At 67.8% G+C, this 23,192-nt stretch carries 24 protein-coding genes, 1 tRNA gene and 5 pseudogenes; 14 read left to right on the top strand and 16 right to left on the bottom strand.

Going from position 1 to position 23,192, the window contains the following annotated elements; genetic code table 11:
* Positions 1-208: 208 nt before the first annotated feature.
* Positions 209-391 carry a hypothetical protein gene (locus tag IPG50_26920; protein ID MBK6695808.1) on the top strand — a complete coding sequence of 61 codons (183 nt, stop codon included), beginning with the start codon at positions 209-211 and terminating at the stop codon, positions 389-391.
* A gap of 204 nt (positions 392-595) precedes the next feature.
* Here IPG50_26920 and IPG50_26915 read toward each other — a convergent pair.
* A pseudogene (locus IPG50_26915) lies at positions 596-1,516 on the bottom strand (AraC family transcriptional regulator).
* A 54-nt stretch (positions 1,517-1,570) separates the two neighbouring features.
* Here IPG50_26915 and IPG50_26910 point away from each other — a divergent pair.
* Positions 1,571-2,195: pseudogene (locus tag IPG50_26910) on the top strand (SDR family NAD(P)-dependent oxidoreductase).
* Here the strand turns inward: IPG50_26910 and IPG50_26905 are convergent.
* The 3 genes and pseudogenes from IPG50_26905 to IPG50_26895 form a co-directional block, all read right to left on the bottom strand.
* On the bottom strand, positions 2,095-2,640 hold the full coding sequence (locus tag IPG50_26905) for an SRPBCC domain-containing protein (protein MBK6695807.1): 546 nt from the start codon (positions 2,638-2,640) through the stop codon (positions 2,095-2,097). The pseudogene IPG50_26910 and the gene IPG50_26905 overlap by 101 nt on opposite strands.
* Positions 2,627-2,973 (bottom strand): annotated as a pseudogene (locus tag IPG50_26900) (helix-turn-helix transcriptional regulator). The gene IPG50_26905 and the pseudogene IPG50_26900 overlap by 14 nt, the downstream one beginning before the upstream one ends.
* A 62-nt stretch (positions 2,974-3,035) precedes the next feature.
* On the bottom strand, positions 3,036-4,268 hold the full coding sequence (locus IPG50_26895) for a hypothetical protein (protein MBK6695806.1): 1,233 nt from the start codon (positions 4,266-4,268) through the stop codon (positions 3,036-3,038).
* 98 nt (positions 4,269-4,366) lie between these two features.
* On the opposite strand from IPG50_26895, the gene IPG50_26890 reads away from it, so the two are divergent.
* Entirely contained in the window at positions 4,367-5,821 is a 1,455-nt protein-coding gene (locus tag IPG50_26890; protein ID MBK6695805.1) for a hypothetical protein, read from the top strand.
* A 32-nt stretch (positions 5,822-5,853) separates the two neighbouring features.
* On the opposite strand, the gene IPG50_26885 is transcribed toward IPG50_26890, so the two are convergent.
* Both IPG50_26885 and IPG50_26880 read right to left on the bottom strand, forming a co-directional pair.
* Complete coding sequence (locus IPG50_26885; GenBank protein ID MBK6695804.1) at positions 5,854-6,120, bottom strand: hypothetical protein; 267 nt, start codon at positions 6,118-6,120, stop codon at positions 5,854-5,856.
* Positions 6,087-7,133 (bottom strand): anion permease, encoded by a 1,047-nt coding sequence (locus tag IPG50_26880; GenBank protein ID MBK6695803.1) that lies wholly within the window; start codon positions 7,131-7,133, stop codon positions 6,087-6,089. Before IPG50_26880 ends, IPG50_26885 begins: the two co-directional genes overlap by 34 nt.
* 196 nt (positions 7,134-7,329) lie before the next feature.
* Between IPG50_26880 and IPG50_26875 the strand changes: the two genes are divergently transcribed.
* Positions 7,330-7,893, top strand: coding sequence for a dihydrofolate reductase family protein (locus IPG50_26875; protein ID MBK6695802.1), 564 nt, complete (start codon positions 7,330-7,332; stop codon positions 7,891-7,893).
* Between the two features lie 64 nt (positions 7,894-7,957).
* On the opposite strand, the gene IPG50_26870 is transcribed toward IPG50_26875, so the two are convergent.
* Positions 7,958-9,061, bottom strand: coding sequence for a hypothetical protein (locus tag IPG50_26870; GenBank protein ID MBK6695801.1), 1,104 nt, complete (start codon positions 9,059-9,061; stop codon positions 7,958-7,960).
* A 43-nt stretch (positions 9,062-9,104) separates the two neighbouring features.
* Here IPG50_26870 and IPG50_26865 point away from each other — a divergent pair, with 43 nt between their 5' ends.
* A complete protein-coding gene (locus IPG50_26865) occupies positions 9,105-9,308 on the top strand; it encodes a hypothetical protein (protein MBK6695800.1) in 204 nt (67 codons plus the stop codon).
* A gap of 112 nt (positions 9,309-9,420) precedes the next feature.
* Here IPG50_26865 and IPG50_26860 read toward each other — a convergent pair whose 3' ends face one another.
* From IPG50_26860 to IPG50_26850, 3 genes are all read right to left on the bottom strand, one after another.
* Positions 9,421-10,461: a hypothetical protein gene (locus IPG50_26860; protein MBK6695799.1), complete on the bottom strand. Its 1,041-nt coding sequence runs from the start codon at positions 10,459-10,461 to the stop codon at positions 9,421-9,423.
* Between the two features lie 148 nt (positions 10,462-10,609).
* Positions 10,610-11,233, bottom strand: coding sequence for a hypothetical protein (locus tag IPG50_26855; GenBank protein ID MBK6695798.1), 624 nt, complete (start codon positions 11,231-11,233; stop codon positions 10,610-10,612).
* Positions 11,230-11,418 (bottom strand): hypothetical protein, encoded by a 189-nt coding sequence (locus IPG50_26850; GenBank protein MBK6695797.1) that lies wholly within the window; start codon positions 11,416-11,418, stop codon positions 11,230-11,232. Before IPG50_26850 ends, IPG50_26855 begins: the two co-directional genes overlap by 4 nt.
* A 64-nt stretch (positions 11,419-11,482) precedes the next feature.
* On the opposite strand from IPG50_26850, the gene IPG50_26845 reads away from it, so the two are divergent.
* Positions 11,483-12,451, top strand: a complete 969-nt coding sequence (locus IPG50_26845) for an aldo/keto reductase (GenBank protein MBK6695796.1) — start codon at positions 11,483-11,485, stop codon at positions 12,449-12,451.
* A 50-nt stretch (positions 12,452-12,501) separates the two neighbouring features.
* Here IPG50_26845 and IPG50_26840 read toward each other — a convergent pair whose 3' ends face one another.
* A complete protein-coding gene (locus IPG50_26840; GenBank protein MBK6695795.1) occupies positions 12,502-12,693 on the bottom strand; it encodes a hypothetical protein in 192 nt (63 codons plus the stop codon).
* 68 nt (positions 12,694-12,761) lie between these two features.
* Between IPG50_26840 and IPG50_26835 the strand changes: the two genes are divergently transcribed.
* Positions 12,762-13,391: a type IV toxin-antitoxin system AbiEi family antitoxin domain-containing protein gene (locus IPG50_26835; GenBank protein MBK6695794.1), complete on the top strand. Its 630-nt coding sequence runs from the start codon at positions 12,762-12,764 to the stop codon at positions 13,389-13,391.
* Complete coding sequence (locus IPG50_26830) at positions 13,388-14,305, top strand: nucleotidyl transferase AbiEii/AbiGii toxin family protein (GenBank protein ID MBK6695793.1); 918 nt, start codon at positions 13,388-13,390, stop codon at positions 14,303-14,305. Before IPG50_26835 ends, IPG50_26830 begins: the two co-directional genes overlap by 4 nt.
* Before the next feature lie 334 nt (positions 14,306-14,639).
* Here IPG50_26830 and IPG50_26825 read toward each other — a convergent pair.
* A tRNA-Met gene (locus tag IPG50_26825) sits at positions 14,640-14,716 on the bottom strand.
* 152 nt (positions 14,717-14,868) lie between these two features.
* Between IPG50_26825 and IPG50_26820 the strand changes: the two genes are divergently transcribed.
* Positions 14,869-15,741, top strand: coding sequence for a hypothetical protein (locus IPG50_26820; GenBank protein MBK6695792.1), 873 nt, complete (start codon positions 14,869-14,871; stop codon positions 15,739-15,741).
* A gap of 34 nt (positions 15,742-15,775) precedes the next feature.
* Here the strand turns inward: IPG50_26820 and IPG50_26815 are convergent, their stop codons facing one another.
* Entirely contained in the window at positions 15,776-16,780 is a 1,005-nt protein-coding gene (locus tag IPG50_26815) for a hypothetical protein (GenBank protein ID MBK6695791.1), read from the bottom strand.
* Between the two features lie 238 nt (positions 16,781-17,018).
* Between IPG50_26815 and IPG50_26810 the strand changes: the two genes are divergently transcribed.
* From IPG50_26810 to IPG50_26800, 3 genes and pseudogenes are all read left to right on the top strand, one after another.
* Positions 17,019-17,642 carry a hypothetical protein gene (locus tag IPG50_26810; protein ID MBK6695790.1) on the top strand — a complete coding sequence of 208 codons (624 nt, stop codon included), beginning with the start codon at positions 17,019-17,021 and terminating at the stop codon, positions 17,640-17,642.
* 204 nt (positions 17,643-17,846) lie between these two features.
* Positions 17,847-18,476, top strand: a complete 630-nt coding sequence (locus IPG50_26805; GenBank protein ID MBK6695789.1) for a hypothetical protein — start codon at positions 17,847-17,849, stop codon at positions 18,474-18,476.
* A pseudogene (locus tag IPG50_26800) lies at positions 18,473-18,950 on the top strand (VOC family protein). The gene IPG50_26805 and the pseudogene IPG50_26800 overlap by 4 nt, the downstream one beginning before the upstream one ends.
* Positions 18,951-19,040: 90 nt before the next feature.
* Here IPG50_26800 and IPG50_26795 read toward each other — a convergent pair.
* Positions 19,041-19,696, bottom strand: a pseudogene (locus tag IPG50_26795) (VIT1/CCC1 transporter family protein).
* Between the two features lie 2 nt (positions 19,697-19,698).
* On the bottom strand, positions 19,699-19,992 hold the full coding sequence (locus tag IPG50_26790) for a hypothetical protein (GenBank protein MBK6695788.1): 294 nt from the start codon (positions 19,990-19,992) through the stop codon (positions 19,699-19,701).
* 380 nt (positions 19,993-20,372) lie between these two features.
* On the opposite strand from IPG50_26790, the gene IPG50_26785 reads away from it, so the two are divergent.
* A complete protein-coding gene (locus tag IPG50_26785) occupies positions 20,373-20,927 on the top strand; it encodes a hypothetical protein (protein MBK6695787.1) in 555 nt (184 codons plus the stop codon).
* Positions 20,924-21,079 carry a hypothetical protein gene (locus tag IPG50_26780; protein MBK6695786.1) on the top strand — a complete coding sequence of 52 codons (156 nt, stop codon included), beginning with the start codon at positions 20,924-20,926 and terminating at the stop codon, positions 21,077-21,079. Before IPG50_26785 ends, IPG50_26780 begins: the two co-directional genes overlap by 4 nt.
* 691 nt (positions 21,080-21,770) lie before the next feature.
* On the opposite strand, the gene IPG50_26775 is transcribed toward IPG50_26780, so the two are convergent.
* Positions 21,771-21,995, bottom strand: coding sequence for a hypothetical protein (locus tag IPG50_26775; protein MBK6695785.1), 225 nt, complete (start codon positions 21,993-21,995; stop codon positions 21,771-21,773).
* Positions 21,996-23,192: the final 1,197 nt, after the last annotated feature.

The following is a 23,192-nucleotide window of genomic DNA, read 5'->3' as shown; positions in this document are numbered from 1 at the left end:
GACGGTTGTTCGCATGATGCAGGTCAAAGGTGGCTACTGAGCGCCCGAGGACATCAAGAAGACGTCGCTCAATCCCAACCCCGATCCGAAGCAGTTGGAGCCCAACGAGGTTGCCGAACGGACGCGCCGCATCCACCTGGAACGATCTGGAGAACATTCCCTTCTTCCTCGCCGCGGGCTTCCTCTTCATATCCGACGGACCTCGTCCTTGTTGCTCGCGCGCGCTCTTCTCTCCGGCTACGTGGTGACGCGGCTTCTGCACTTCGCCGCCTACTTCACGGGGCAAACCAACGACATGCGCGCCGCCCTCTGGACGCCGGGCTCGCTCATCATTTTGTTCATGGCCGGGCGGACGCTGCAGGTCGCGCTGGGGTTTTCCGGTCTCTACTAGGCGGCCGCGGTCGGTCGCGCCGGTGCCGTCACGTCGTGGCGCGCCTCACGGAGCTCACCGCCAGGACGAAGGGCGGCGCCGCAAAGGCGAGGAAGGTGCAGTGAGAGGAGCTCACCCCAGAGGAGGCCGATGCTGGAGGCGCTTCGCGGAGCCGTCAGGGGGCCACTTCATCGCGCGGTCAGGTTCTGTCGTGTCGGCTCGCTCTTCTCTTGCAAATCGACTCGGCGGCTGCCCCACGTCGGCTGAAGGCCGTGCTGAACGTGCTCGCTGAGCTGTAACCGACGCGTTCGGCGACTTCGGCGAGCCCGAGGTCGGTCGGCGCAACAGATGCCCCTCGCCAGCGCCATGCGCCGGGAGGGCGACCAGATACTCCATCGGCGGCAGCCCCACCGCCCGAGTGAACCGCTCAAAGAAACGCCGAGAGCGGGAGAGGGCGGACGTCTTGGCAAGCTCGGCCCACGGTCCACGGCCGCGCGACCCTGGCGTGCATCTGCCGGATCGCCGCCGCCAGCCGTGTGTCGCCAGCCCGCGCAGCAGCCCCGGGGGCGCGTCGTCACCCGACGGCGACCTCCAGTGCTTCGATCAGCAGCACCTCCACGGGGCGGGTGAGGACGAGGTCGCGGGGCCCGATCTCTGCTCGCTTGATTCTTCACCAACGAGCCGCACCAGCATGGAGAGCTCGTGCGCTGCGCATGCACCACTGCCGGCAGCAGCGACACCAGCTACGACGCGTCCGGCGAGTCGAATTCGAAGTAGCCACCAGGAGGCGGACGTCGGGTCGCCCTCCGCGCGTGCCGCCGTGGCTTACCTCACCCGCCGCTTGGCCGTCACCTTCGGGTCGATGAGTGCGGGCGTCACTTGCTCGAAGCCCGATATTGTGAACCCCGGCGTCGCGGGCAGCAGGACGAAGTCGCCGGTTTCGAGCGTCGGTGCCTCCTCCCCGTCCACGGCGAGCCGGCAGCTCCTCGAGAACGGCGCAGAAGCAAGCCAGGCCGAACCTGAGTAGCGCACCCCCCAGCGCCCGCGCCTAGATGCCTTTCGGAGAACCCGGCGCGTGGCTGCAGCAGCGATGACTTCCAGAGAGGGATCGTTGCGTTTCTGGACGCTCGCAAAGAAATGGTTCACTCGTAGAGCGCGGAGATCGCAACAAGGGCGCTGTCAAACAACCGTGAAGGACGCATGAAGACAGTGCTCGTCACCGGCACCTCGTCGGGCTATGGTCTGGAGACTGCCCGCCACTTCCATGCCCAGGGCTGGAACGTGATCGCCACCATGCGAACGCCCGGCGAGGACATCCTGCCCCGCTCCGAGCGGCTTCGCGTCCTGCCGCTCGACGCTGAAGCCCGCCAGCATCGCGGCCGCGGTCGAATCGGCCGGCCCCATTGACGTGCTCGTCAACAATGCCGGTATCGGCGTCGTCGGCGCCTTCGCGGCCACGCCCATGTCCACCGTGCGAGGTGTTCGGGACCAACACCTTCGGCGTCATGGCGATGACGCAAGCGGTGCCGCCCGCGATTCGCGAGCGTCAGTCCGGCGTGGTCGTGAACGTGACCTCGAGCGTGACGCTGGCGATGCCGCTGGCAACCGTCGTACACCGCGAGCAAGGTGGCCATCGAGCGGTTCGCCGGATCGCTCGCGTTCGCTCGCGGCCTTTCGGCATTCGCGCGAAGCTGGTCGAGCGGGTTACGCCCCGACGACAAGCTTCACGAGCAACGGCGGACGGCGCATGGAAGGACTGATCCCAGACGCCTACCTGCCCTTTGCGGAAGCCGATTCGAGGCTCTTGCGAAGACGACGTCGGTGACGAAGGAGTCCGACGTGGCAGTCGTGTGCGTGCCGCCAACGAGGGGATAGAGATCGTGCATGACGAGCACCGTCTTGCCGTCCTTCTCCTCGAAGGTGATCGTGGTGATGGCGCCGCCGTCGCCCGTTTCCTCGTTCGTCCACGAGAGGCGTGAGGGCGGCGTCACCTCGAGGTACCGACCAAAAACTTCCATCGGCGGTGAGTCGCCGTGGCCGAACACCAAGCGGTACTTGCCGCCCACGCGTACGTCCATGTCGCAAGCGAGGAGGACGATGGGGCACGACCTGGGTACCCACCATCGCTTGAAGAGCTCGGCCGTGGTCCACGCGTCGAACACGATGCGCGCCGGGGCGTTGAAGGTCCGCGTCGCGACGAGCTCGCGATCGGATTTGCGCTCGACCGTCGTGGGGTTCTTCATCGGCCCACTCTCTTTACTTGCGTCCATTGACCTCTTCCTTCTGCTGCTGAAGTTCCTCGAGAACGTCGTCCAACTCGTCGAAGCGTGCGGCCCACAGCTGGCGGTATCTCTCCATCCACGCCATCTCGTCCGCGAGGTGGCGCGCGCCGAGCTTGCACGTCCGCACGCGCCCGACCTTCTCCGTGGTCACGAGGCCGGCCTGCTCCAGGACACCGACGTGCTTCTTCATGCCCGTCAGCGTCATCCTGAACTTTTCGGCGAGGGCCGTGATCGACGCATCCTGACGCCCGAGCTGTTCCAGAACGCCGCGTCGCGTCGCGCCGAGAGGGCGGCGAACGACGCGTCGAGGCGGGCCTTCAATACTGAACCATGTGGTGTATTTATCGCGACAATTCGCGGCGCGCAAGAGGAGAGGCGCGCCGCTAGAGCCCAAAGCGTTCGAGCAGGTAGATCTGGCACGAGCCGCACTTGCGCTCGACCGTGGTGTCGTCCCACGTGTTGCCCCGATCGCGCGACTCGTAGATCACGAAGGCCTCGAGGGCACCGCAATTCGGGCAGCGGGTCTTTCGTCCTGCCTCGAGCGGCGTGTCGGAGGAGGCGTAGGTTCTCCGGTGGCTGCGGCCCGGTGGGAGCGGCTGCTCTTTTCCCGCGCGCCCCAGCGCCGCCGAAAGCGCACGTGAGCACGCGGCGCGCACTTCGGGTCGCGCGTCTCCGAGCGCGATCTCGAGCCGATCGCGGACGTCCGTGAGCGGACAGCCGAGCTCCACGAACACCTCGATCGTCGCAGCGCTGGCGAGGCGCTCTTCGTCTTCCCCCTCGAGCAGAGCCGTCAGTCCCTCGAGGGCGGGGCGGAGCCATGGCAATACGAGGTCCGCCGCCTCCCGTTCGCTCCTCCCCGGGGACCGACCGACGGCGAACTTTACCTGCGCCAGCGCCGCTGCAGCTCGCGCGCGACGCTCGTGGTCGGCCGCACCGAGCTGGCGCGTCATGATGGGCAGAAACGAGACCCAAACGCGGTAGACGTCTGACCCCGCGCGCTCCGCCTCCTCTAGCGCGCGCCTTGCCTCGGTGAGCTCGGCAGCTACGTCCGAGAGCAAGGAGTCCTCTAGGAGGCCCAACGCGCCATGAAGGTTTCCGATGGGCCGCTGCTGCTCGTAGACAGCGCTGAGGCGGCGAAGATCGAGGTCCTGGTCCCGTCGCTGCAGTGCTTCCAGCCTCTGCACCGCGCGAACGGAGCCGCCGTGAGCCGCGGCCTTCGAGAGAGCTTCGCGGATCGGCGCGAGCGGATAGCCCGCGAGGGCGGCGCGGTGCAGTGCCGCGCTGGCTGCTTGGACCGTTCGGCTATCGTCCAGCGTCGCGGCCAGCGCCACGAGCGCGGCGCTCGGGTCCCCACCGGCGCGGATCAAGGCATCGAGGGCGTGAAGGACGCTGATCTTCTCTGCGCGTTCGATCGTGTTCAAGGCGGATGCTAGGGGTGCCATCAAGGCGCTCGCGGCTTCGCGCCCCGGGCGCGAGAGTGCCTCAAGGACGCGCGCCTTCGTGTCGACGCTACCGACGGCGTCGAGGTGGGCCAGAACCGTGCACACGTCGTGGGGGTCGACGCCAGGCCAGAGCTCGCGAAGTCGGTCGTAACGGAGCGTCCAAACCGTGGGCACGCTTGAGAATCACGCCACCGACGCAGGGCCGTCAACAGCGGGTCGCGTCGCCGAGCCGTTCGCCGAGGTTAGCGCGGCCTCCGGCATCTTGACCTGCCGTGGCCCTCGTCCCCGGACGCGAGCAACGCCGCGTGCTATCGAACCTCGGCGTGTCCTTCCTCCGGCGACTGCACCAGGCCATTCGCGATCGCGCCCTTAGCGACGATGACGCAAGGATTCCCGATGCGCTGATCGTCGACGGGCTCTGGTCCGAGGATGAGCTTCCCCCGGCCGACGCTCTCGCGACGGACGTTGCGTTTCTAGTCGGCGTGCTCCGAGATCCGAGCCAGGCGCTTCGGGAGCGGAAGGCCGCGGCGTGCGCGCTCGCCACCGTGGCGCCGAACCTCCATGACGAGCTTCGATGTGAGGTTCGGGAGGCGCTCCTCGCCTTGTTCGCCGACCGAGCGCGACCCGACGCCCTCCGCCTCAGCGGCATCGCGTCTGCGGAGGATCTCCCGCCCGGTCCCGAGCACGTGGAGGTGGTGAGCGCCGTGTTCGCCGACAGGGGTGAATCGGTTCGCGTGCGCACGCGCGCCGCTTGGATCCTCTCGGCGGTAGGCGAGCTCCCCGACGCGGCCAGTCCTCTTCTGATCGCGAGCTATCGCGACGCCGCCGAGCCGTTCGAGCTGCGAAAAGCGCTCTCGCACACGCTCGCGCGCCTTCGGAGGCCGCGCGCCTACGACGCACTTCTCGACGCCGTCGAGGGCCGCAACGAGGCGCTCTTCGTACCCGCGCTCCACGCCTTCAGCCTCGTCTCTTGCGTGCGTGATGGCGGTGATGTCGTGCGCGCCTCGACGGTGCTTCGCGCCCTCGCGGAGCGCGCCGAGGAGGCACCCGCGAACCGCATCGCGGCTGTGAAAGCGCTTGCGGGAGTTGTGGACGCGGAAGGGAGCACGCGGGCGTTGCTCGTGCGCCTCCTCGCCGACGCGACCGGGCCGGAGCTGCTCCGCGTAGCCGCAGCGTCGGGGCTCCAAAACCATCTGGGCGATGAGCACGTCGAGCTCGAGCGGCTCGCGGAGCTCGCCCTCTCTCATGAGGCACCAACACCTCTGCGCGAGCAGTGCGTCGATACGCTTCGCGCGTTCACCGCCACGGCCGTGCCGTTCCCTGAGCAGATCGCTGTGCTGACGCCGCCCCGTGACCCTCAGCAAATGGAGCGCTGGTCCGGCCGCGCGTTCGACGTCGCGATCCCATGCCTGCAGCGCTTGATCGAGGGCGCCGATGAGCCGCGCTCGCTTCGCGCCGTCGCGGCCGCGGCCCTCGGCCGCATGGGGAGCTCGCCCAGAGCGCGGCGAGCGTTGGTCGCGACGCTGCTCAATGGAGCACTTCCCGACGAGCTGCGCGCGAGTGCCGCTCACGCGCTCTCACGGACCCCGGCGACAGTCTGGTGGGGGGCGCGCCAGGCGGTCCAAGAGGCGTGCGAGGCGATCAACGGGCGGAACCCCGAGCGCTCGTACCCGGCACGGCAGGCGCGGTCGATGCTCGCGGCGCTTCGCGCAGCGAGCACGAATTGAGCGCGGGTTTGGTCGGCGAGGTACGCGTCCCGCTACGGAGCGCCGAAAAGCCAGAGCATCACGAGCGATAGCGTCAACGTCGGAAGGAGGACCAGCGTGCCGAGACGAAGGAACTTGCCGATGCGGATCTCCACGCCCGAGCGGCGAAGCAGGTCCATCCAGAGCAGGCCAGCAAGCGAGCCGATGGGGAGGAGCCGAGGCCCAATGTCTCCGCCGATAAGGGCGGCGAGCAGCGGCCGACTGCTGCCGTGAGAGCCATGCGCCATCATGTTGAGGATCGACATGGGGTGGTTGTCCACGAGAGCGGAGCCGAGCGCGGCGACGACGCCGACCACGCCAAGCTCGTGCAGGCTTCCTTCGGGGCCGATTGATACAAACTCGTCAAGCGGTCGACGACACCGACGTGTCGCAGCCCAACCACCACCAAGAACACCGCCCATAGAAACACGAGGATGTCGGGGGAGACGTGTTGCAGGAGCTTCTGCGCAGGAGCCACTCGGTAGCGCCAGGCGAGCAGCAAGCAGGAGATAGCCCCCGCGAGCGAGATGACCCAGATCGGTCCGCCCAGCCACGCCATCACCGGGTAAGCGACGAAGACCGCGAGCAGAAGGCCCACGGCAGGGCGCTCTGCGCGATGAGGCGCGACCATCTCGACGGCCGCGGGACTCGCCGTCACGGAGGCGAGGACGCGCCGAAAGTGTAGGCGCAGCACCACGAAGGTGAGCAGGGCCCCAGCGATGGAGATTGGAGCCATGACTCGCGCGTACGCGTTGAAGCCGACGCCTGCGAACTCCGCGACGATCATGTTCATCGGGTTCGAGATGACGAAGGGCGCGACGCCGGGGGCGAGGAAGACGGCGAAAGCAAACGCCACGGTCAGCTCAGGGCGACCAGGATAGAGCCGCCGGGTAAGGGCAACGACGAGCGGCGTCAGCAACAGAATGGCGGCGTCGTTGTTGAGAAGCGAAGGCGTGACCACGCTGACAAGGAAGACGAGGTCGAAGGCTCTCGCCGGTGAGGTGCGCTGCGCGTGAGCTTCGATGCGCCGAGCCAGACGCTCGAAAGCACCCACTTCGTGCACCACGCCCGTCATGACCATGATGCTCGTGAGCGCGAGGAGAGGGCGCCACTGGACGACCGCGGATGTGACCATGTCATCGAGGGTCAGGATGCCGGTCAGGACCAACAGCGTGACGCCGACGAGCGCGGCGGTGCCTGGCGTGAAGCGTAGCCCGCGCACGCCGAGGCGCGGTCGTGAGACGGCGAGCGTGACGGTCAGCGCTAGGGTCGAATAGGCGACAGCCTGTTCCATCTTCCTCTTCGTCCTAAGAGCGAACCGCACGACGGCCGGCGTCTCGAGCGACTCCGCTCAAAGTAGCAGCCATCCCTGGATGTCGGTCGCGCGTGTAGTTACAGAAATGAAACATCTGCGGCCTCGCGGATGGGCCAGCGCGTCGACTGGCGCGCGGTACTGCGCGCTGGGCGCGCCTTTCGTAGAATCTCGCGGCATGGGCCTCCTCACCTTCGGTCTCAACGTGACGTTGGACGGGTGCATCGATCACACCCAAGGGATCGTGGACGACGAACTGCACGACTATTGGACGGAGCTCATGGATCAGAGCGGGGCGATGCTCTTCGGGCGCAACACCTACGAGCTCATGGAGGAGGCCTGGCCCGCGGTGGCACGCGACGAGAAGGCGCCGCGCGCGATGCGCGCGTGGGCGCAGAAGCTCGAGGCAAAGGCGAAGTACGTCGTGTCAGGCTCGCGGAGCGACTTTCCGTGGCAGAACACCATCAAGGTGGAGGGCGATCTTCGCGAGGGCATCTCGGCGCTGAAGGCGAAGACCGACCGAGGTGTTCTCGTCGGCGCGCCCAAGCTCTCTGCAGCGCTCGAGGAGCTGGGGCTCATCGACGAGTACCGCATCGTCGTTCATCCGGTCATCAGCGGCCGCGGGCCGACGCTCTTTCATGGCCTCACCCGGGCGCGGCATCTCGAGCTCCTATCGACGCGGCGGTTCAAGACCGGCGTGCAGGCGCTCCACCTCCGTCGGACACCATCGTTGCCCGCTTGAACGAGGGCAGAGCACTGGATGGCGATGGGGGCTTCGGTCTCGGACTCGTGGCCGCCCGGGCACCCTACGGCGACGGGAGCGTCAGCACACCGGCTCGGACGTTGCTCTTGTCGCGGCGGTCGAGCACGACGCTGGTCGCTCGACCCGCATCGGCAGCGACGCGCCCGTCCGACCTCGGCCACCACCACATGGCGCGCGAGTCGGTGCCGAGCGCGAAGCGTGTCTTCGTCGTGAGGTCGATGAGGCCCGCGGGTGTGACGCCGACGACGGCGTGCTCGAGTGCCCAGCGGCCATCGCCGAGCGCGCTCCATTCGGGGCGCGAAGCGTCGGTGCACCGCGCCGCGCCGCTCGCCATGTTAACGAGGCAGTGACGAAGCGGCTCCGGCCCGCCCGCGGCCAACTCGGCCGACGTGTGAGCGCGTGCGGGAATGGAGACGAGAAGCTCGCCGGCGCCGAAGAACTGCAGCTTCGGCCCGCCAAAGACGCCCACGCCATAGCCGAGCGTGCCGGGCGCGATGAGATCGCGCACGTGCCGTGCTGCACCCCAGGCGGGGGCTGCGCAGTGGATAGACGCGACGGTCGGTCTGGCGTCACCCGCGCCGCCGTCGGGCTCGAGCTTGACGAGTCCCGGGGCCAGCCGACCGACGAGGACGCAGGCGTCGCCGTCAGGGGATACCGCGTTGGCCCCGACCTCGCTGCCGTCGGGCCAGGGGCCGCCGAAGAGCGGAACGGCGCCGTCGGGTCGCACGTCGTAGAGGCTCGTCGACAACGGGTCTTGAACAAGGGCGTGCGCCAGATCCGCGCTGGCCCACTTGAGGTATGGCGTGCGATCCACTGAGCAACGGAGCGCTTTGCTGCACGCGTCGCCCCCACGCACGACGTCGGCGCGGTCGCCGGCGACGTGAGTGACGTCGCGCTTGGCGATGCGTGTCTTGTCGAAGAACGCGACCTCCTTGGCGGAGATCCAGCGTGCTTGCTGTCCCTCCCCGCGCACGACGAGGCGCCGTGACGGCAGCGCCACGACGCGGAAGGCGTCGTATTCGGCTTCGAGAGCGAGCGCGTCGTCGGAAGAGCGCACAACGCCCGCCGCCGTGCGGGCCGCCGGGTCGAGGGGCACGACGGAGAGCGGCGCCGGCGCTGGCAGAAGTGCGAAGGACGTGGGAGGCAATCTCGCTGCATCCGCACGCCCCGCCGGTGCCGGTGATGGCGCCGTGCGCGGCGCAGTTGCATCGGCTTGCGCGGTCGCGGTCGCGGTCGAGGTCGAGGTCGAGGTCGAGGTCGAGGTCGAGGTCGAGGTCGAGGTCGACGCGGGCGTGCACCCGACGAGCGCGACGAGCGCGCAACGCCGCGCGAGCCCGAAGCAGCGTTGTGGGCGGAAGGGCGGGGTAGTCAACGACATCAAGTCGAGAGAGTAGGCGTTCCGCAGGGGAGGCCGCAGCGGAAAGACAAGTGCGTGATGCCTACGGTCCACGAGTCGTGCACGCCGACGCGTGACACGATGCGGGCTCCCCGTCCGGTGCGGGATGTTCAGGGAGGGAAGTGGCTCTGGAAGTACTGATGCACCGCGGTGCGCTCGCTGGCGTCGAGTTCGCGATCGAAGATCAAGACTTCGCCGATGGCGCCGCCGGTGAAGGTCGCGTCGGCGAAGCCCATGCCCGTGCGGTGCGCCCCGCTGAAATCCCAAACCTTCGAGTTACCGGTACCGCCGGGCGTGCGCGTGAGCGTGGCGAGCGTGTTGTCGACTGCGTAGGTGAGGACGCCGGGGAGGCCACCGTCGGGCACCATGCTGCTGATCGAATAGATGTGCGACCGCGGCTGGCCCGACGTGGTGATGTTGGAGTCGTACGCGTTGCCGGCGATGTAGACGCCCTCGCGACCTCCGACTGTTTGGAACGTGTTCTGGTCAATGCCGAAGTAGACGTCGTTCGTGGCGAAGTTGCCTTGGTAGAACGAAATCCGGTGCGTCGTGTCGGCGATGGCCTGGAAGATCGCGAAGGTTCGTGCCGACGTGGGTGCGATGCCGAGCACGTCTTCGCGCACAAGCGGCCGATTGCCGACGAACGATACGGCGGGCAAGTTGCGAATGCCCGTCGGTGAGAAGACGGGGGCTTGCGCCGCGCCGGGCTTGAAAGAACGGCCGTTGCCGCTCATGTCGTCCCAACGGCAAACGGCGCCACCGTCTACGGTCGCCACGCCGCGATCGCCGCGGAGCCAGAGCGCGAGTCCCGTCGTCGGAAAGCCCGCGTCGCCGAGTTCGGGCAACGGGCCCGCGAAGACCGGGCAGCCGGCGTCGTCAAGGAGCGGACCGGAATCGACGCCCCCATCGAGCGCAGCCGAGTCGGCACCGCTGTCGAGAGCGCCTGCGTCGACGACGGTCGCATCACCGGCGCCCGCGTCCGCCGGAACGGCGCTGTCGCCGAGCGAGGCTTCCGGCTGCGCGCCGCTGCCGTCAAGCTGAGGTGCCGAGACGTCGCCAAGCGACGCGTCGAGGGCGCTGGATGGCGCGGGCCCCGTCTCGTCGTCGGTGCAGTTGACGCCGACGGCGGCGATCAGAGTCGAGATCGCCACCAGTGTCGAACGGGCGCTCCATTTCATCCCGCTGGTCGTAGCGCACCGGACGCGGTGATACTAGCGACGCCGGGAGCGTCAGCGCTCGCCGCCGCGATGATCGTACGTCGAGCGGTACGACGGCGAGCAGCCCCGGCCTCGCCGCCGATCACTCTCGTGCGAGCCCCAGCTCGAGCGACGCGCGCTCCCCGCGGCCCCATGCCTTTTTCAGGTTGAGCAGAAGCTCGTCGCGAGCGCTTTCGTCGAGGCCCTGGTCGGTGAAGTCGTGCTGCTGCCAGAAGAAGTAGTTGAGGAAGATCGCCGCAGGGTTCGCTGCCATCTCGCAAACGACGTCGAACCCGTTGTGGGCGAGCGCGCCCGCGAGGGTCACAAGCTGTGCCGTGGCGTCTTTGCCTTTGAGGCCGGAGTTCTCAGCCAAGTGGCCTCGGTAGCCGTCGCCGAAGTAGGCCGCCACGACCTCGATGGCGCGGTCGATGTGGTCGTTGAACTCGGCCAAATCCTCCGCTGGCACCCACAACTCTTCGTGGTCCCGGCTCCCCACGACGCGACGCGAGAACTTCGAGGCGTACGCGTCGTCGACGGAAAAGCGGGTCACAAAGCCGGCCAAGGTTCCGCTCTTGGTGTTCCAGTCCTTCGCGATCTGCCGTGCGTAGGCCTCGGTCGTGACCGGGTAGAAGATGGGTTGGTCCGGCAGGCGAGGCGGGAACGCTCGCATGCGCGACTCGTAGATGAGGAAGAGTTCTTCGAGACCGACAGGGCGGAAGAGGATCATGGCGAGGCCGGTGGTTGGAGGCCGACGACGTCGTCTGCATGCTCTGCGTCCGGGAACTTGCGCCGACCGGGTTGCACGATCACGTACTCACCGTTCGAGGTGCCGATGCGAAATTGAAGCGATTCGCGCACGACGACACCTTGCACGATGCGGTTCTGCCTTCCGGTGCACGCGCGCTCACCCATCGTAGAAGCAGTAGCCTCGCTCTCGCCCGGTGTGTACGGTCGATGGCGCATTGGAGGCACGATGATCGACACTCGCAAGCTGGGCCAGGGTGAGGTGCGCGTTGGCGCGATCGGGCTCGGCGCCATGGCGTTCGCCGGCTGGTACGACACCCGCGACGACGAGGCAGGCGTCCTCGCCATCCACCGCGCGCTCGACGCAGGCATCACGCTCATCGACACCGCGGAAGTCTACGGCAACGGAAAGAGCGAGGGACTCGTCGGCCGTGCCGTCCGCGATCGACGCGACCGGGCCGTCGTCGCCACGAAGGCCAGCAAGGGAAGCCCCGCGTACTTGCGCGAGGCCGTCGACCGCAGCTTGAAGCACCTCGGGCTCGACCACATCGACCTCTACTACCTGCACCGCGTGGATCCCGACGTGCCCATCGAGGAGTCGGTCGGCGCCATGGCGGAGATGGTGAAGGCGGGGAAGGTCCGTGCCATCGGCCTCTCGGAGGCGGGACCCATGACCATCCGCCGCGCGCACGCGACCCACCCGATCGCCGCGCTCCAGACCGAATACTCGCTCTTGCAGCGCGATCCGGAGCTCGATCTCCTTCCCGTCACGCGCTCCCTCGGCATCACCTTCGTCGCGTATTCGCCGCTCCACCGCGGCCTTCTCACCGGCAAGATCCGCACGCCCGCGGATCTGCAGCCCGACGATTGGCGCAGTCAGGTTCCGCGGTTCCAGGGCGCGAACCTCGCGGCGAACGTCGCACGCCTGCAGCCCCTCGAAGAGATGGCCGCGAAGAAGGGCGTCGCGGTCTCGTCCGTCGCGCTCGCTTGGATCCTGCGCAAGGGTGACGATCTCGTTCCGCTCGTAGGAATGGGACGCCCGGAGAACGTCGAGCGCAACCTCGAGGCACTCCGCGTCACGCTCAACGAAGCCGACATGGCCTCGCTCGACGCCGCGTTCCCGATCGGCTGCGCCGCTGGCCTCCGCTATCCCGAGTCAATGACCAGCTCGCTCGGTCGCGAGGCGCCGCCCGTGGGGTGACGAGGGGGGCCGAGGGGGCGGAAGAGGCTTTTGACCTCGATAGGGTGGCCTCAGCGCAGTACGCGGTAGCCGCGTCCGCCCATTTGCCAGACCGTCGTGACGTCCCAGCCAGCGTAGCTCGCTTGAGTCTTCATCGCGGCGTCGCTGCCCGCGGCGCCGAGGGGGACTCGTGGCTTGCCCGTCGTGCCGATGTCGAAGAATGAGGAGGTGACGCTGCAGGAGCTCCACCAGATTGCGCGCATCGTCAGGGCGCGCGCTTTGACTGATACGTAACGTTGTGCGAAATGTGTAAAACACAACGTTGTGTAACATGTCCACCAGCACCTCCAAAATCTCGAAGCTCCTGCGTCTTGCCGAGAAGGGCCCTCTTCGCGCGAGGGACCTGGACGCGGCTGACATTCCGCGCGCCTACCTTGCGCGGCTGGTCGACAAGGGGGTGCTCGAGCAGGCGGGCCGGGGGCTCTACCGCCTCGCAAGCGCAGCAACCACCGAGCACCATAGCCTCGCCGAGGTCGCAGCGCGGGTGCCTCACGGAACCATCTGCCTGCTCTCAGCGCTTCAGGTTCACGGGCTCACGACCGAAGCGCCTCACGCCGTGTGGCTCATGATCGACACGCGCGCCCGGAAGCCTTCGCTCGACACTCCCGCCGTTGAGCTCGTGAAGGCCAAGGGGCCCGCTCGTGAGCACGGGCAGGAGATGCGGATCATCGAGGGCGTGCGCGTTCGCATCACGACGCCCGCGAAGACCGTGGCCGATTGCTTCCGGTACCGTCGTCACGTAGGTCTCGACGTGGCCGTTGCGGCACTGCGCGACTACGTCGCTCGCTGCCGCCAGCGCGGGGCTGCGAAAAGGGACTACTCGCTCGACGCGCTGCTCGAGGCAAGCAAAGCTGATCGCGTGGCCAAAGTGATGCGCCCCTACGTGGAGGCGCTCGCATGACCAAACCCGCCAATGTCAGCGCATCGGTGCGGGCTCGCCTGCTCAAGCTCTCGAAGGAGCGAAAGGAGGACCACCAGCTCCTTCTCGTGCGCTACGCCAACGAGCGCCTGCTGCACCGACTCTCGCTCTCGCCGCACGCAGAGCAGTTCGTGCTGAAAGGCGCCGCGCTCTTCACCCTTTGGACGGGCCGCGCCCACCGTGCCACGCGAGACCTCGATCTGCTCGGCTTCGGAGATCCTGCCGAGAGCCGCATGAGGCAGGTGTTCGCCGACGTGATCCGCATGCCGGTAGACGATGATGCCGTTGTCTTCGACTCCGCGTCCCTCCAGGTAGGCCCCATCCGTGAAGACCAGGACTACGGCGGCGTGCGCGTCGAACTCGAGGCGCGCATTGGGAACGCGAAGCTCCGCCTGCAAGTCGACGTTGGCTTTGGCGACGCCGTTACGCCGAACGCCGAGCTCGTTGCGTTCCCTCCCTTGCTCGACTTCCCTGCGCCGCGCGTTCGCGCGTACCCGAAGGAGACCGTGATCGCAGAGAAAGTCGAAGCGATGGTGCAGCTCGGCATGGCGAACAGCCGCATGAAGGACTTCTTCGACGTCATGGTGTTGGCGGGAATGTACCCGTTCGATGGCGCCTTGCTGGTGCGCGCCTTCCGAGCCACGTTCGAGCGCCGAGGTACTCCGCTCCCCGAGAGCCGGCCCGTTGCTTGGACGCCCGCGTTTGTGGTCGACCCGACAAAGCAGACGCAGTGGACGGCGTTCCTTCGCAAGTCCGGCGCAACCACGACCACTCGTGCGCTCGGCGAGGTCGTGGACGCGGTGGCGTCCTTCGCCTGGCCCCCGCTCGAGGCGGCCGCTCTCGGACGCAGCCTCGAGCAGCGGTGGCTGGCGGGGGGAACCTGGATGTCGGGCTAGCCTCATGTTCCAGACCCGATTCGACTTCCCCGAGGTCCTCGTAGCCGGCCGACGCTCTGCGAGGCCGAGGGGCAGTTCCACCCGCTCGGATCCTCGGCCTGCAGCTCGCCAGCGGGAACCGACGCCACAAACGACGAAGGCCCCCCGAAGCGAGGCCCCACGCGAATCTGGACTCGTGCTCCAGTGATGGTTGCGCGGGCAGGTTGCTCTTTTGTGCACGAGGCCAAGGCGAAGCGGCCGCGAGGCCGCGGAGCTGGCCGAGTGAACAAATGACAAAATCCTGCCCCAGACGCGCAGAAGGCCGGAGCCCGCTAGGGGTCCGGCCTTCAAGCAATGGTTGCGCGGGCAGGATTTGAACCTACGACCTTCGGGTTATGAGCCCGACGAGCTACCAGGCTGCTCCACCGCGCGGACGCAACATACGGGTTTTACGACCGACGTCAAAGGGTTCGCGCATCGTGAAGTCGATTCGATGGCTGAGCGTCGCGACGTCGCATCGCGCTTGACTAGGTCGAGCGCCGCGCGGGGGGAGGTCCGTCCCTAAACTTCCGTACAAAACGCCGGTGAGTCCCCTCCGCCTCTCGATGCCCCTCGTGATCTTCGCGCTCGTCGCCTGCTCCGGCGGTGGCTCGGGCGGAGGCTTTCTATCCGACGGAGGCCTCAGCGGCCCGTCGGCCACCAGTGACGCGGGCTCACCCGCGACCGTTCCTGGTCAACCTCCCGGCCCCGCGGCCGTGAGCGATCCCGGTGGCCCGGCCCTCGTCACCTTTGGCGCGAGCGCGACGTCGATGACCGAAGGCGACTCGATCGTCGTCAGCGCGGTCTTCGAGACGCGCAGCGGCAAGGGCGCCATCGCCGGCGGTGTCCTCCTCGAGGAGAGCAGCGGCGCCACCGTTGCCTCCTTTAAGACCGCCAGCGCCTCGAGCCTCGAGGCGAGCGTCTCGTGGAAAGCGCTCCACGCCGCCAAGAAGATTCAGTTCGCCGCGCAAGCGACGGAGAGCCGCACCTTGCGCGCGCAGTTCTTTGACGGCGCTGGCCGAAAGACGATCCAATCCTTCACCGTCACGCTCACCTGCTCAGACCTCGCGGCGTGCGACGGCAAGTGCACCGACACGGACAAGAGCCGCGAGCACTGCGGCACCTGCGGCAACGCGTGTCCCGTGAACCAGGCGGGCCTTCAGGCTCGAACGTTCTGTCTCGAAGGCACCTGCGCGAAGCCGCTCGCCGCGTGCACGCCCGCGTCGCCGACGGCTACGTGCAACGAGATCTGCGCCGCCAAGGGCAAGACGTGCAGCACGACCTGCGTCGACGGCACCGTGGGCGGCTACTCGGGCTCCAACGTCCGCTGCGACGGCTCATGGGCAACGCCGAACTGCACCAACACCATTGGCGGCGGCGCCCTCGGCTTCGGCTTTGCGAGCTGCTGCTGCCTCTGAGCCGAGCTGAGCGCGGGCGTTCGCTCCCGCGAAGCTATCGTTTCGCGCCGAGCCGCTTCCTAAGCGCCGCGAGCGGCTCCTTCTCGCTGCCCTTCCACTCGTTCGTGAGCGGCGGGCGCGAGAGCATGAGCTCGAGCGACGCCGCGTCGCCGACGGCGCCGAGCACCTTGTAGCAACGAAAGACGTCGATCGGCTGGAGCTTGCCCTCGAGCTGCCGGTGCGCGAGCGAACGAGCGGCCTTCGCGAGCTTGGCATCGGGCGCGAAGTCGCCGTCGTCGAGGTGTGTCCCAACGACATCGAGCGCGCTTCCGACCAACGACGCGTTCTTGCCTTTGCGGGCCCACTCGGCGAGCTCGACGCCAGCGCGTGCGACCTCCGGCGAAGGCTCGAGCTCCTCGAAGAGGGACACCACGAAGTCGGCGTCGACCTTCCTTGCCTTGGCATGACGCACGAGGCTCGCGAGGCCGGACTCGAGATAGAGCGCGATGACGTCGACCCACGTGCCAAGCCGAACGAGGCCTCGCCCGCCGCGTGGCCAGTGGTGCTCGTCCGCGAGGGCTCTTAGGGCGGCGGCCGCGCTCTTGTCGCCGAGTTGAGCGAAGGGGAGGAGGTGCTCGACCTCGACGGCGTGCTTCTTCTTGGCCTTGGCGCGCAGCCGAACGAGACGTCCTTCGACCTCCGAGCTGAGCTTGGCCATAGCCTTGCCCTTCTTCGGTGGCGCCTTGCGCGCACGCCACGCGGCGAACGCTGCGTCGAGCGCGCGCACGGTCTTCGGGAGCGGTCCGGCCTTGCTCGCGTAGAGAACGGCGGCGAAGGCGTTGCCTTCGTCCGAGAGCAAATCGCTCGCGAGCGAGCCGCCATAGACCTCGAGGAGCGACAGGCCGCTCATCTTGCCGGCCTTCGCGCCGCGAGCGTCCTTCGGTGCGATGTCATCGCTCAGGAGATCGCGCTTGGCGGCCCAGCCCAAGAAGAAGCCTGCGCTCGTGTCGCCGTCCTCGTGCCATTTGAGCTTGTCGTAGACGCGGAGACGGGCGGCCATGGGGAGGCTCCTTCGAGGTGCGGAGCCGACGCTCTCGCGACAGGGCTGAGGGTAAGCGCGTGGTGCCGTTCGCCGAGTTAATTTGCGCGGCCAACCTTCACCAAGTCCGGAAGCCCGCGGGGAGCGGCCCCTCGCAGGAGGTCTTTTTGGGGGGAGGTCTTTGCCTGCACTCGAAAGACCACGGGCCCTGCATCGGCTACCCTCCCTTCTCACTGTCTCGCCAAAGGCCATCCGCACCATGAAGCGCTCCTCATCCATCTCTCCCGTTCTCCTCATTGGCCTCGCGGCCTACGCCATTGGCGCAGGACTCTGGGCCTGCTCGTCCGAAGAGAGCGCTGGCTCCAAAGATTCCCCCACGACGGCGGACCAGGAAGCAGGCGCATCGCTCGAGAGCGAAGGCGGCACCGTGACGCCCGGGACCGAGGCTGACGCCACCGGCCTTCCGCCCGTCACGCCCGACGACGCGGCGGTGATCTTGCCCGACGGCGCCGCTCCGCTCTCGCCGAAAGAGGTCTGCGAGGCCTACGTCAAGGCTGCGTGCCTCCGCCGCGAGCAGTGCGGTCAACGGCCCATCAACTGCGAGGCCGTGGCGAGCTTGTGCCCCGACTACCTCTTCTCGGCGGGAAGCTCGCTGACGCCGGCGACAGTTGCGCAATGCACACAAGTGCGAGCGCAGCAGTCGTGCGCGGAAGTGCTCCAGGGCATCGAGCCGCCGTGCGTAACCGCCGGCGCGCGCGCCGCCACCGAGTCGTGTCAGTTCGCGAGCCAGTGCGCGTCGCTCCGCTGTGGGAACGGCGTGGCTGGGCAATGCGCGCTGCGCGGCCATCGTCGGCCCCGACGCCGGCTGCCCCGGAATCCGTGAAACCTGCGGACAGAACCAGACGTGCCCGTCGCAAGCGGTTGGCTGCGTGCCCATCGACGTTCCAGCGACGCTCGCCGTGGGCGCCGCGTGTCCGACGCCCGACGCTGGCGTTGGCGCCCCCGCGTGCCCTCGGGACACGCCCTGCGCCGCAACTGCCGCCCTCGCTTCGCAGGGACAATGCACCGCGCTGCCGTCCTCGGGGCCGTGCCTCTTCGCCGTTGGCGCGGCGACCGCCTCCTTGTGTGCGAGCGATCGCACCTGCTTGCAGGCGACCCAGGCATCGCCGGCGGCGAGTGCGTGGGCCCCGGAACGAAAGACGCGCTGTGCGGCCTCTCGAACAACAGCCGCCCCTGCGCCGATGGCTTCTTCTGCACCAACACGGTGCAGGGCACCTGCCAACCCGTGCACGCCCTCGGAGAGACCTGCCAGCGCTCCGCGCAGTGTGCGGCGGCGTTCTACTGCGCGCGGCCGACCGGCCCCCTCGGAACCTGTGTCGCTCGCCAGGCAACGGGCGACAACTGCGGCATGCACGCCACCGATGCCGGCCTCGTGAACCGCGAGTGTGAGGTGGGGGCCACTTGCGACATCATCATCCCCGCCGACGGCGGGCCGTCGGTCCAAGCGTGTGTGAAGCGCGGCGAGCTCGGCGATCCGTGCACGCCGCCGTATCGCATGTGCACCGGCAATCGCCTGACGTGCAGCGCCGGCGTGTGTTCACCCCGAGCGCCAGACGGACGCGGGCGACGGCGGCTGAGACGCACGGCCGCACGCGGTCGGATTCGCTACAGGCAGCGAACGCTTCACGCTAATCGGGGAAGGAGGGCACCCCGATGAAGCCGAAGAACACCGTCTGCCTCTGGTTCGACAAGGACGCGCTCGACGCAGCGCGCTTCTACGCCGCGACCTTCCCGAACAGCGACGTGACCGCGGTCCACAAGGCACCGGGCGATTACCCGAGCGGCACGGAGGGCGATGTCATCACCGTCGAGTTCACGGTCCTTGGGATCCCCTGCCTCGGACTCAACGGCGGGCCCCGCGTCAAACACAGCGACGCGTTCTCCTTCCAAGTCTCCACCGACAGCCAGGAAGAAACGGATCGCTATTGGAACGCGATCGTCGAGAACGGTGGCCAGGAAAGCGCCTGTGGCTGGTGCAAGGATCGCTGGGGCCTATCGTGGCAAATCACCCCGCGCACCCTCATGGAGGCCCTTGCGGCCGGCGGCGCCCGAGGCGAAGCGCGCCTTCACGGCCATGATGTCGATGAAGAAGCTCGACGTGGCCGCCATCGACGCCGCCCGCCGCGGATAGCGCAGGCCGCGCCTTCATCTTCGAGCCTTCACCCCACGGATACGCCGAGGAGGCGCCGATGGCGGCCGTGACGGCCATGGCCGCGGCGCCTCAAGGGTGACCGGAGCGACGCGCGGGCCTCGGCGCTCCTCCCAGGTGGCCGCCCAGGGCGCCGAGCAGCGCGAGACTGATGAGCGAAGCGAGCGCGATGCGCGGGATTCGAAGCGGGATCGGTGCCGCGAGCAACGCCGCGGTCGGAACGAGGGCGAAGGTCGCGAAGCATGCGGCAGAGATCCCCGCCGCTTGCATGGGACGCGACAGAGCGCTCTGGTCAATGCCAGGCTCGTCCTTCATGTGAGCGCCGAGCGTGTCGTGGGCGCTCAATTTGCTCGGCGACTTTCATCGCGAGCGCCTTGTCGAGACCGCGCTTCACATAGAGCATCGCAAGCTCGTTCAGCTCGGCTCTCGGCTGCTGGGCTAGCTCCCGGCTCTCTCGCTCGACGTCCGCCTGTTCGGCGTCGCGCTGCGAGCTGAGCGGAGACATACTCACCCACAGCCATGGACATGGCTCCGGCCACGAGGCCGGCGACACCCGCCACGAGGACCGCCTCCTTCGTGGCCGAAGCTGCGGCGACGCCGATCATGAGGCTCGCCGTGGAGACGATCGCGTCGTCCGCGCCTAGCACCGCAGCGCGAATCCACCCGGCGCGCCCGCTTCGATGCCTCTCGGGCGCCGCCGCCCATGGTCTCGCGGCCGCCCTGCCCATGCTCAGTGCGTCGTCGTGGGCGCGCCCTCGGCGTGCCGGTCGGAGAGGAGAACGACGATGTCTTGCCACGTTTTGTCGCGCACGGCCTTGCGCGGAAGCACGCGACCCATGGGCGTCGAGGAGCTCGTAAGGGCCTTTCGTACGCCACGCTCGGGCGCTTCGAGGTCCACGTACTCGTCGCCCTCGTCGAGCTGCGCTGCCGTCTCCGCCGTGCTGACCCGAGCGACCTCGTCGTCCGAGAGGAGCTTCAAGATCCGGTCGCGTGTGACGTACTCGCTTCGGTTGCTGGGGTTCATGCTGGGTCGCTTGGTGCACGGCGCGTGCCGTCGCCGACGCGGCCTCGACGTGCGCGTGTCATCTCGAATCCCCCTCGCCAAACGAGCGCCGCGATTCGCATCGTGCAAGGTTTCTCGCGCTGCGGCTTTGCAAACGAGAACGCAGGGCCCCGGAACAGGTCCGTTGCGCCCGCCCGCGACGCGGGCCGAACCTCCTAGGCCGCACGGAGGCCGCTTACCGCGCCCTCATGCGTCTCGTCGAGGGAGGCGTCGCCGCACCGCGAGCTCCGGCACACATCCTGCTCTGGCACCCGTCGAAGACCCTGCGACCGTAAGGCGCGCGCGAGGCGAACTCGTCGGGTGCGTCGTCGCCCATTCCACTCGGGTCTCGGAGAGTCCTCGTGAGCGCAGTCACGTTACCTGGGCCGGCTACCTCGACGGTCGCGCCGGACGTCGCGTTGGACACAGTGCCCATCACGGCATCGACGCGACGGCGGGCCGTCCGCGCGCTCGTACTGGCTTTGCTCGCTGCCGTCGCAGCCGTGGGACTCTTCGACGTCGCCGATGGGGTCTCCATCATCGAGCTCAAGGTCGACGACGTGTGGCAGGCACCGCTGCTCGCGGAACGCCTCGGGCGCGCGACGAAGCTCAAGGCGTCGAATTGGCTCGATCGCAACACGCGTCTTCAAGAAGGGCTCCGTGCTCAAGCCAGCACCTCGAACATGATCAAGGCGTTCAGCCTGCTGACCATCGCCATCGGCGTCGCCAGCGCCCTCTTCCTCTCCGTCTCGCGGCGGCGTGCCGACATCGGCATCTTGAGGAGTTTCCGGCATTGGTCGCAGCGCCATCCTTCGTACCTTCGTCTTGCGGGGCCTCTTCATCGGAACCATCGGCGCGCTCGTCGGCGTGGCCCCTGGGCTTCGGCTTTGCAGAAGCGCTTCTTCGCGGCTCCATGAAGGCAAACGGGGCGCCGTCGATTCCCATCGATCCCGCGCAGGGCGAGTACGTTCGAGCGATCCTGTTGGCCATGGCCGCCAGCGCCTTCGCGGCGGTGGTCCCGGCGTGGTCGGCGTCCCGGATCGATCCCCTCGAGGCGATTCAATCATGACGCACCGGAGCAACGGAGGAGGGCAGCAGCGTCCTCGAAGCGACCGACATCGTGAAGACCTTTGGTGAAGGGGGGCGCCACGCTTGTCCTTCGAGGCGTCTCCGCGAAGGTCGAGCGCGGCGAGTTCGTGGCCCTCGTGGGACCGAGCGGCAGCGGCAGAGCACGTTCCTCTCCATCGCGGGAACGCTGCTGACGCCGAGCGGCGGTTCCCTTCGCATCGCCGGCGTTAGTGCGCTTGGGCTTGGTGAAGCGGCGCTGTCGGAGGTTCGAATCGGCACCTCGGGTTCGTCTTTCAGTTCCACCATCTCCTCGTAGACTTCACGGCTCTCGAAAACGTGCTCATGCCGGTCTACGGCGCGCACACGTGGCACAAGGCGGAGTTCGGCGCACGCGCACGGGAGCTGCTCGATCGGGTGGCCTCACGCACCGCATGTCGTTTCGGGCCTCCAAGCTGTCCAGTGGTCAGAAGCAGCGCGTGGCCGTGGCCCGAGCGCTGATCATGAAGCCGGCCTCCTCTGGGCCGACGAGCCCACGGGGGAACTTGGACCTGCAAGAGCTCCGACGAGGTCTTGGCTCTCCTCCGCGAGCTTTCCGAGGACGAGGGAACGGCGTTTCTCATCAGCACCGACGAGTCGATCGCGCGGCGCTGTGATCGCGTCCTCTCGATGGAGGACGGCAGGCTCGTTGGTTCTTAGCAGACGTCCTCGATGGGGCCCGCTGCCGGCGAGCCTACGCCGTCAAGGGAGACAGGCAGGGCGCGTACGCCTCCGCGCTCGAACCACCGAGACAATGACGCGGCGGCCGTGGCGAGGACGAGCGCTTCGGAGAGCCAGGAGATGATGCGGCGAGACGGGGCCATGCCAAAGACGGCACGCGCCAAGCGAACCGTGAACCAGTCGTTGGATGCAGCGTGCATCGGGCCGTGCGCCCAACACCAGCGGGTGAGGCTCGTGAGAAGCACTCGCCCATGAGGAGCATCGACGCTTGCGAGAGCACAATGAACGCAGCAGCGTAGAGCGCGTACCAAAGTCGGGCCCGAGGCCATCGCCGGACGAAAAGGAGCGGAAGACCGAGCAACCACGAAGCCATCGCGAGTGCATGGACGAGGTCGACAGCGACGCCAAGGGCAGACCACATACGAGACCGCCTGCAAGAACGTGTCCGCCGCTCTCTGAGTCTCGCCCAAGTTGCGCCTGGCGATTCGGTCACCTGAGGCATGCTCCAGGGCCGTGCCTCGTCGTTGGCTCCTGGCCGCTGCGCTCCTCCTCTCCGCGCTCCCGCCGCTTGGGGTCGGGAGTCGGGCTATCGCGCGCCGGTGCCTCTTCCCAACGCGAGACGTTGAAGCAGCGGCGGTGGCGCCGGACTTCGTTGAACATCACCTCACGGCACGTGATGGCGTGCCGGTTCGCGTCCTGGAGCTCAACGCCGAGCGTGGTGCCACGTTGGTTGTGCACTTTCACAACAACCGCGAAGTGGCCAACCAGACGGCCGGCATCGCCCGCGAGCTCGCCGCGCGGGCCTCGGCGTGGGTCCTTTTGGAGTACCGCGGGTACGGGGAGGACAAAGGGCGTCGCTCCCGACGGGAACAAGGTCTCCTACGCCGACCGAAGCGGCCCTCGGCATCACTGGCCGCACGCGGAATCGAGCAAATCGAGCATCGTGCTTTGGGGCACCTCTGCCGGGACTGGCGTTGCAGCAGAGATGGCGAGGCGCGGGCCGCGGCGACCCCAGTTGCTCGTGACGCCCCTGCGTCCATCCCCTGATCTTGTGACCGGACGTCGTCCCGTTCCTGCCTGCCGGTCTTTTGGTCGCGGACCATTTCGACACGCTCTCCAAGGCGCGTTCGATCGCGGTTCCAACCCTCGTCATCCATGGCGTGCGGACGAAATCGTGCCCTTCATGGGCGAGAGCGTCTGGTCGCTGCCATACCGGGGCGCGCCTCTTGCGCATCGCCGGTGGTCGGCACGGTGATCTCTGCAGCGCCCACGCAGGCCTGCTCCGAGAGCTATCGCCTCCGGGCCATTAGCTGACGCGCTTGAATCGGGACTCGCGATCCTTCAGGAGTCGTGCAGATGAACCCGCATGAATTGGCTATCCAAGCCGCGAAGAGAAG

The organism is Myxococcales bacterium, from assembly GCA_016703425.1.
Lineage (GTDB): Bacteria > Myxococcota_A > Polyangia > Polyangiales > Polyangiaceae > JADJCA01.
The sequence above is the reverse complement of the archived record's forward strand: the minus strand, read 5'-3'. Positions and strand labels throughout refer to the sequence as shown.

Bases quoted from the DNA above. Each gene is read 5' to 3' on its own strand.
- IPG50_26815 (MBK6695791.1), bottom strand. From the start codon at position 16,780: ATGGCCGCCCGTCTCCGCGTCTACGACAAGCTCAAATGGCACGAGGAC.
- IPG50_26835 (MBK6695794.1), top strand. From the start codon at position 12,762: ATGTCCACCAGCACCTCCAAAATCTCGAAGCTCCTGCGTCTTGCCGAG.
- IPG50_26810 (MBK6695790.1), top strand. From the start codon at position 17,019: ATGAAGCGCTCCTCATCCATCTCTCCCGTTCTCCTCATTGGCCTCGCG.
- IPG50_26790 (MBK6695788.1), bottom strand. From the start codon at position 19,992: ATGAACCCCAGCAACCGAAGCGAGTACGTCACACGCGACCGGATCTTG.
- IPG50_26875 (MBK6695802.1), top strand. From the start codon at position 7,330: ATGGGCCTCCTCACCTTCGGTCTCAACGTGACGTTGGACGGGTGCATC.
- IPG50_26780 (MBK6695786.1), top strand. From the start codon at position 20,924: ATGAAGGCAAACGGGGCGCCGTCGATTCCCATCGATCCCGCGCAGGGC.
- IPG50_26905 (MBK6695807.1), bottom strand. From the start codon at position 2,640: ATGGACGCAAGTAAAGAGAGTGGGCCGATGAAGAACCCCACGACGGTC.
- IPG50_26775 (MBK6695785.1), bottom strand. From the start codon at position 21,995: ATGCACGCTGCATCCAACGACTGGTTCACGGTTCGCTTGGCGCGTGCC.
- IPG50_26830 (MBK6695793.1), top strand. From the start codon at position 13,388: ATGACCAAACCCGCCAATGTCAGCGCATCGGTGCGGGCTCGCCTGCTC.
- IPG50_26840 (MBK6695795.1), bottom strand. From the start codon at position 12,693: ATGCGCGCAATCTGGTGGAGCTCCTGCAGCGTCACCTCCTCATTCTTC.
- IPG50_26850 (MBK6695797.1), bottom strand. From the start codon at position 11,418: ATGGGTGAGCGCGCGTGCACCGGAAGGCAGAACCGCATCGTGCAAGGT.
- IPG50_26880 (MBK6695803.1), bottom strand. From the start codon at position 7,133: ATGGAACAGGCTGTCGCCTATTCGACCCTAGCGCTGACCGTCACGCTC.
- IPG50_26855 (MBK6695798.1), bottom strand. From the start codon at position 11,233: ATGATCCTCTTCCGCCCTGTCGGTCTCGAAGAACTCTTCCTCATCTAC.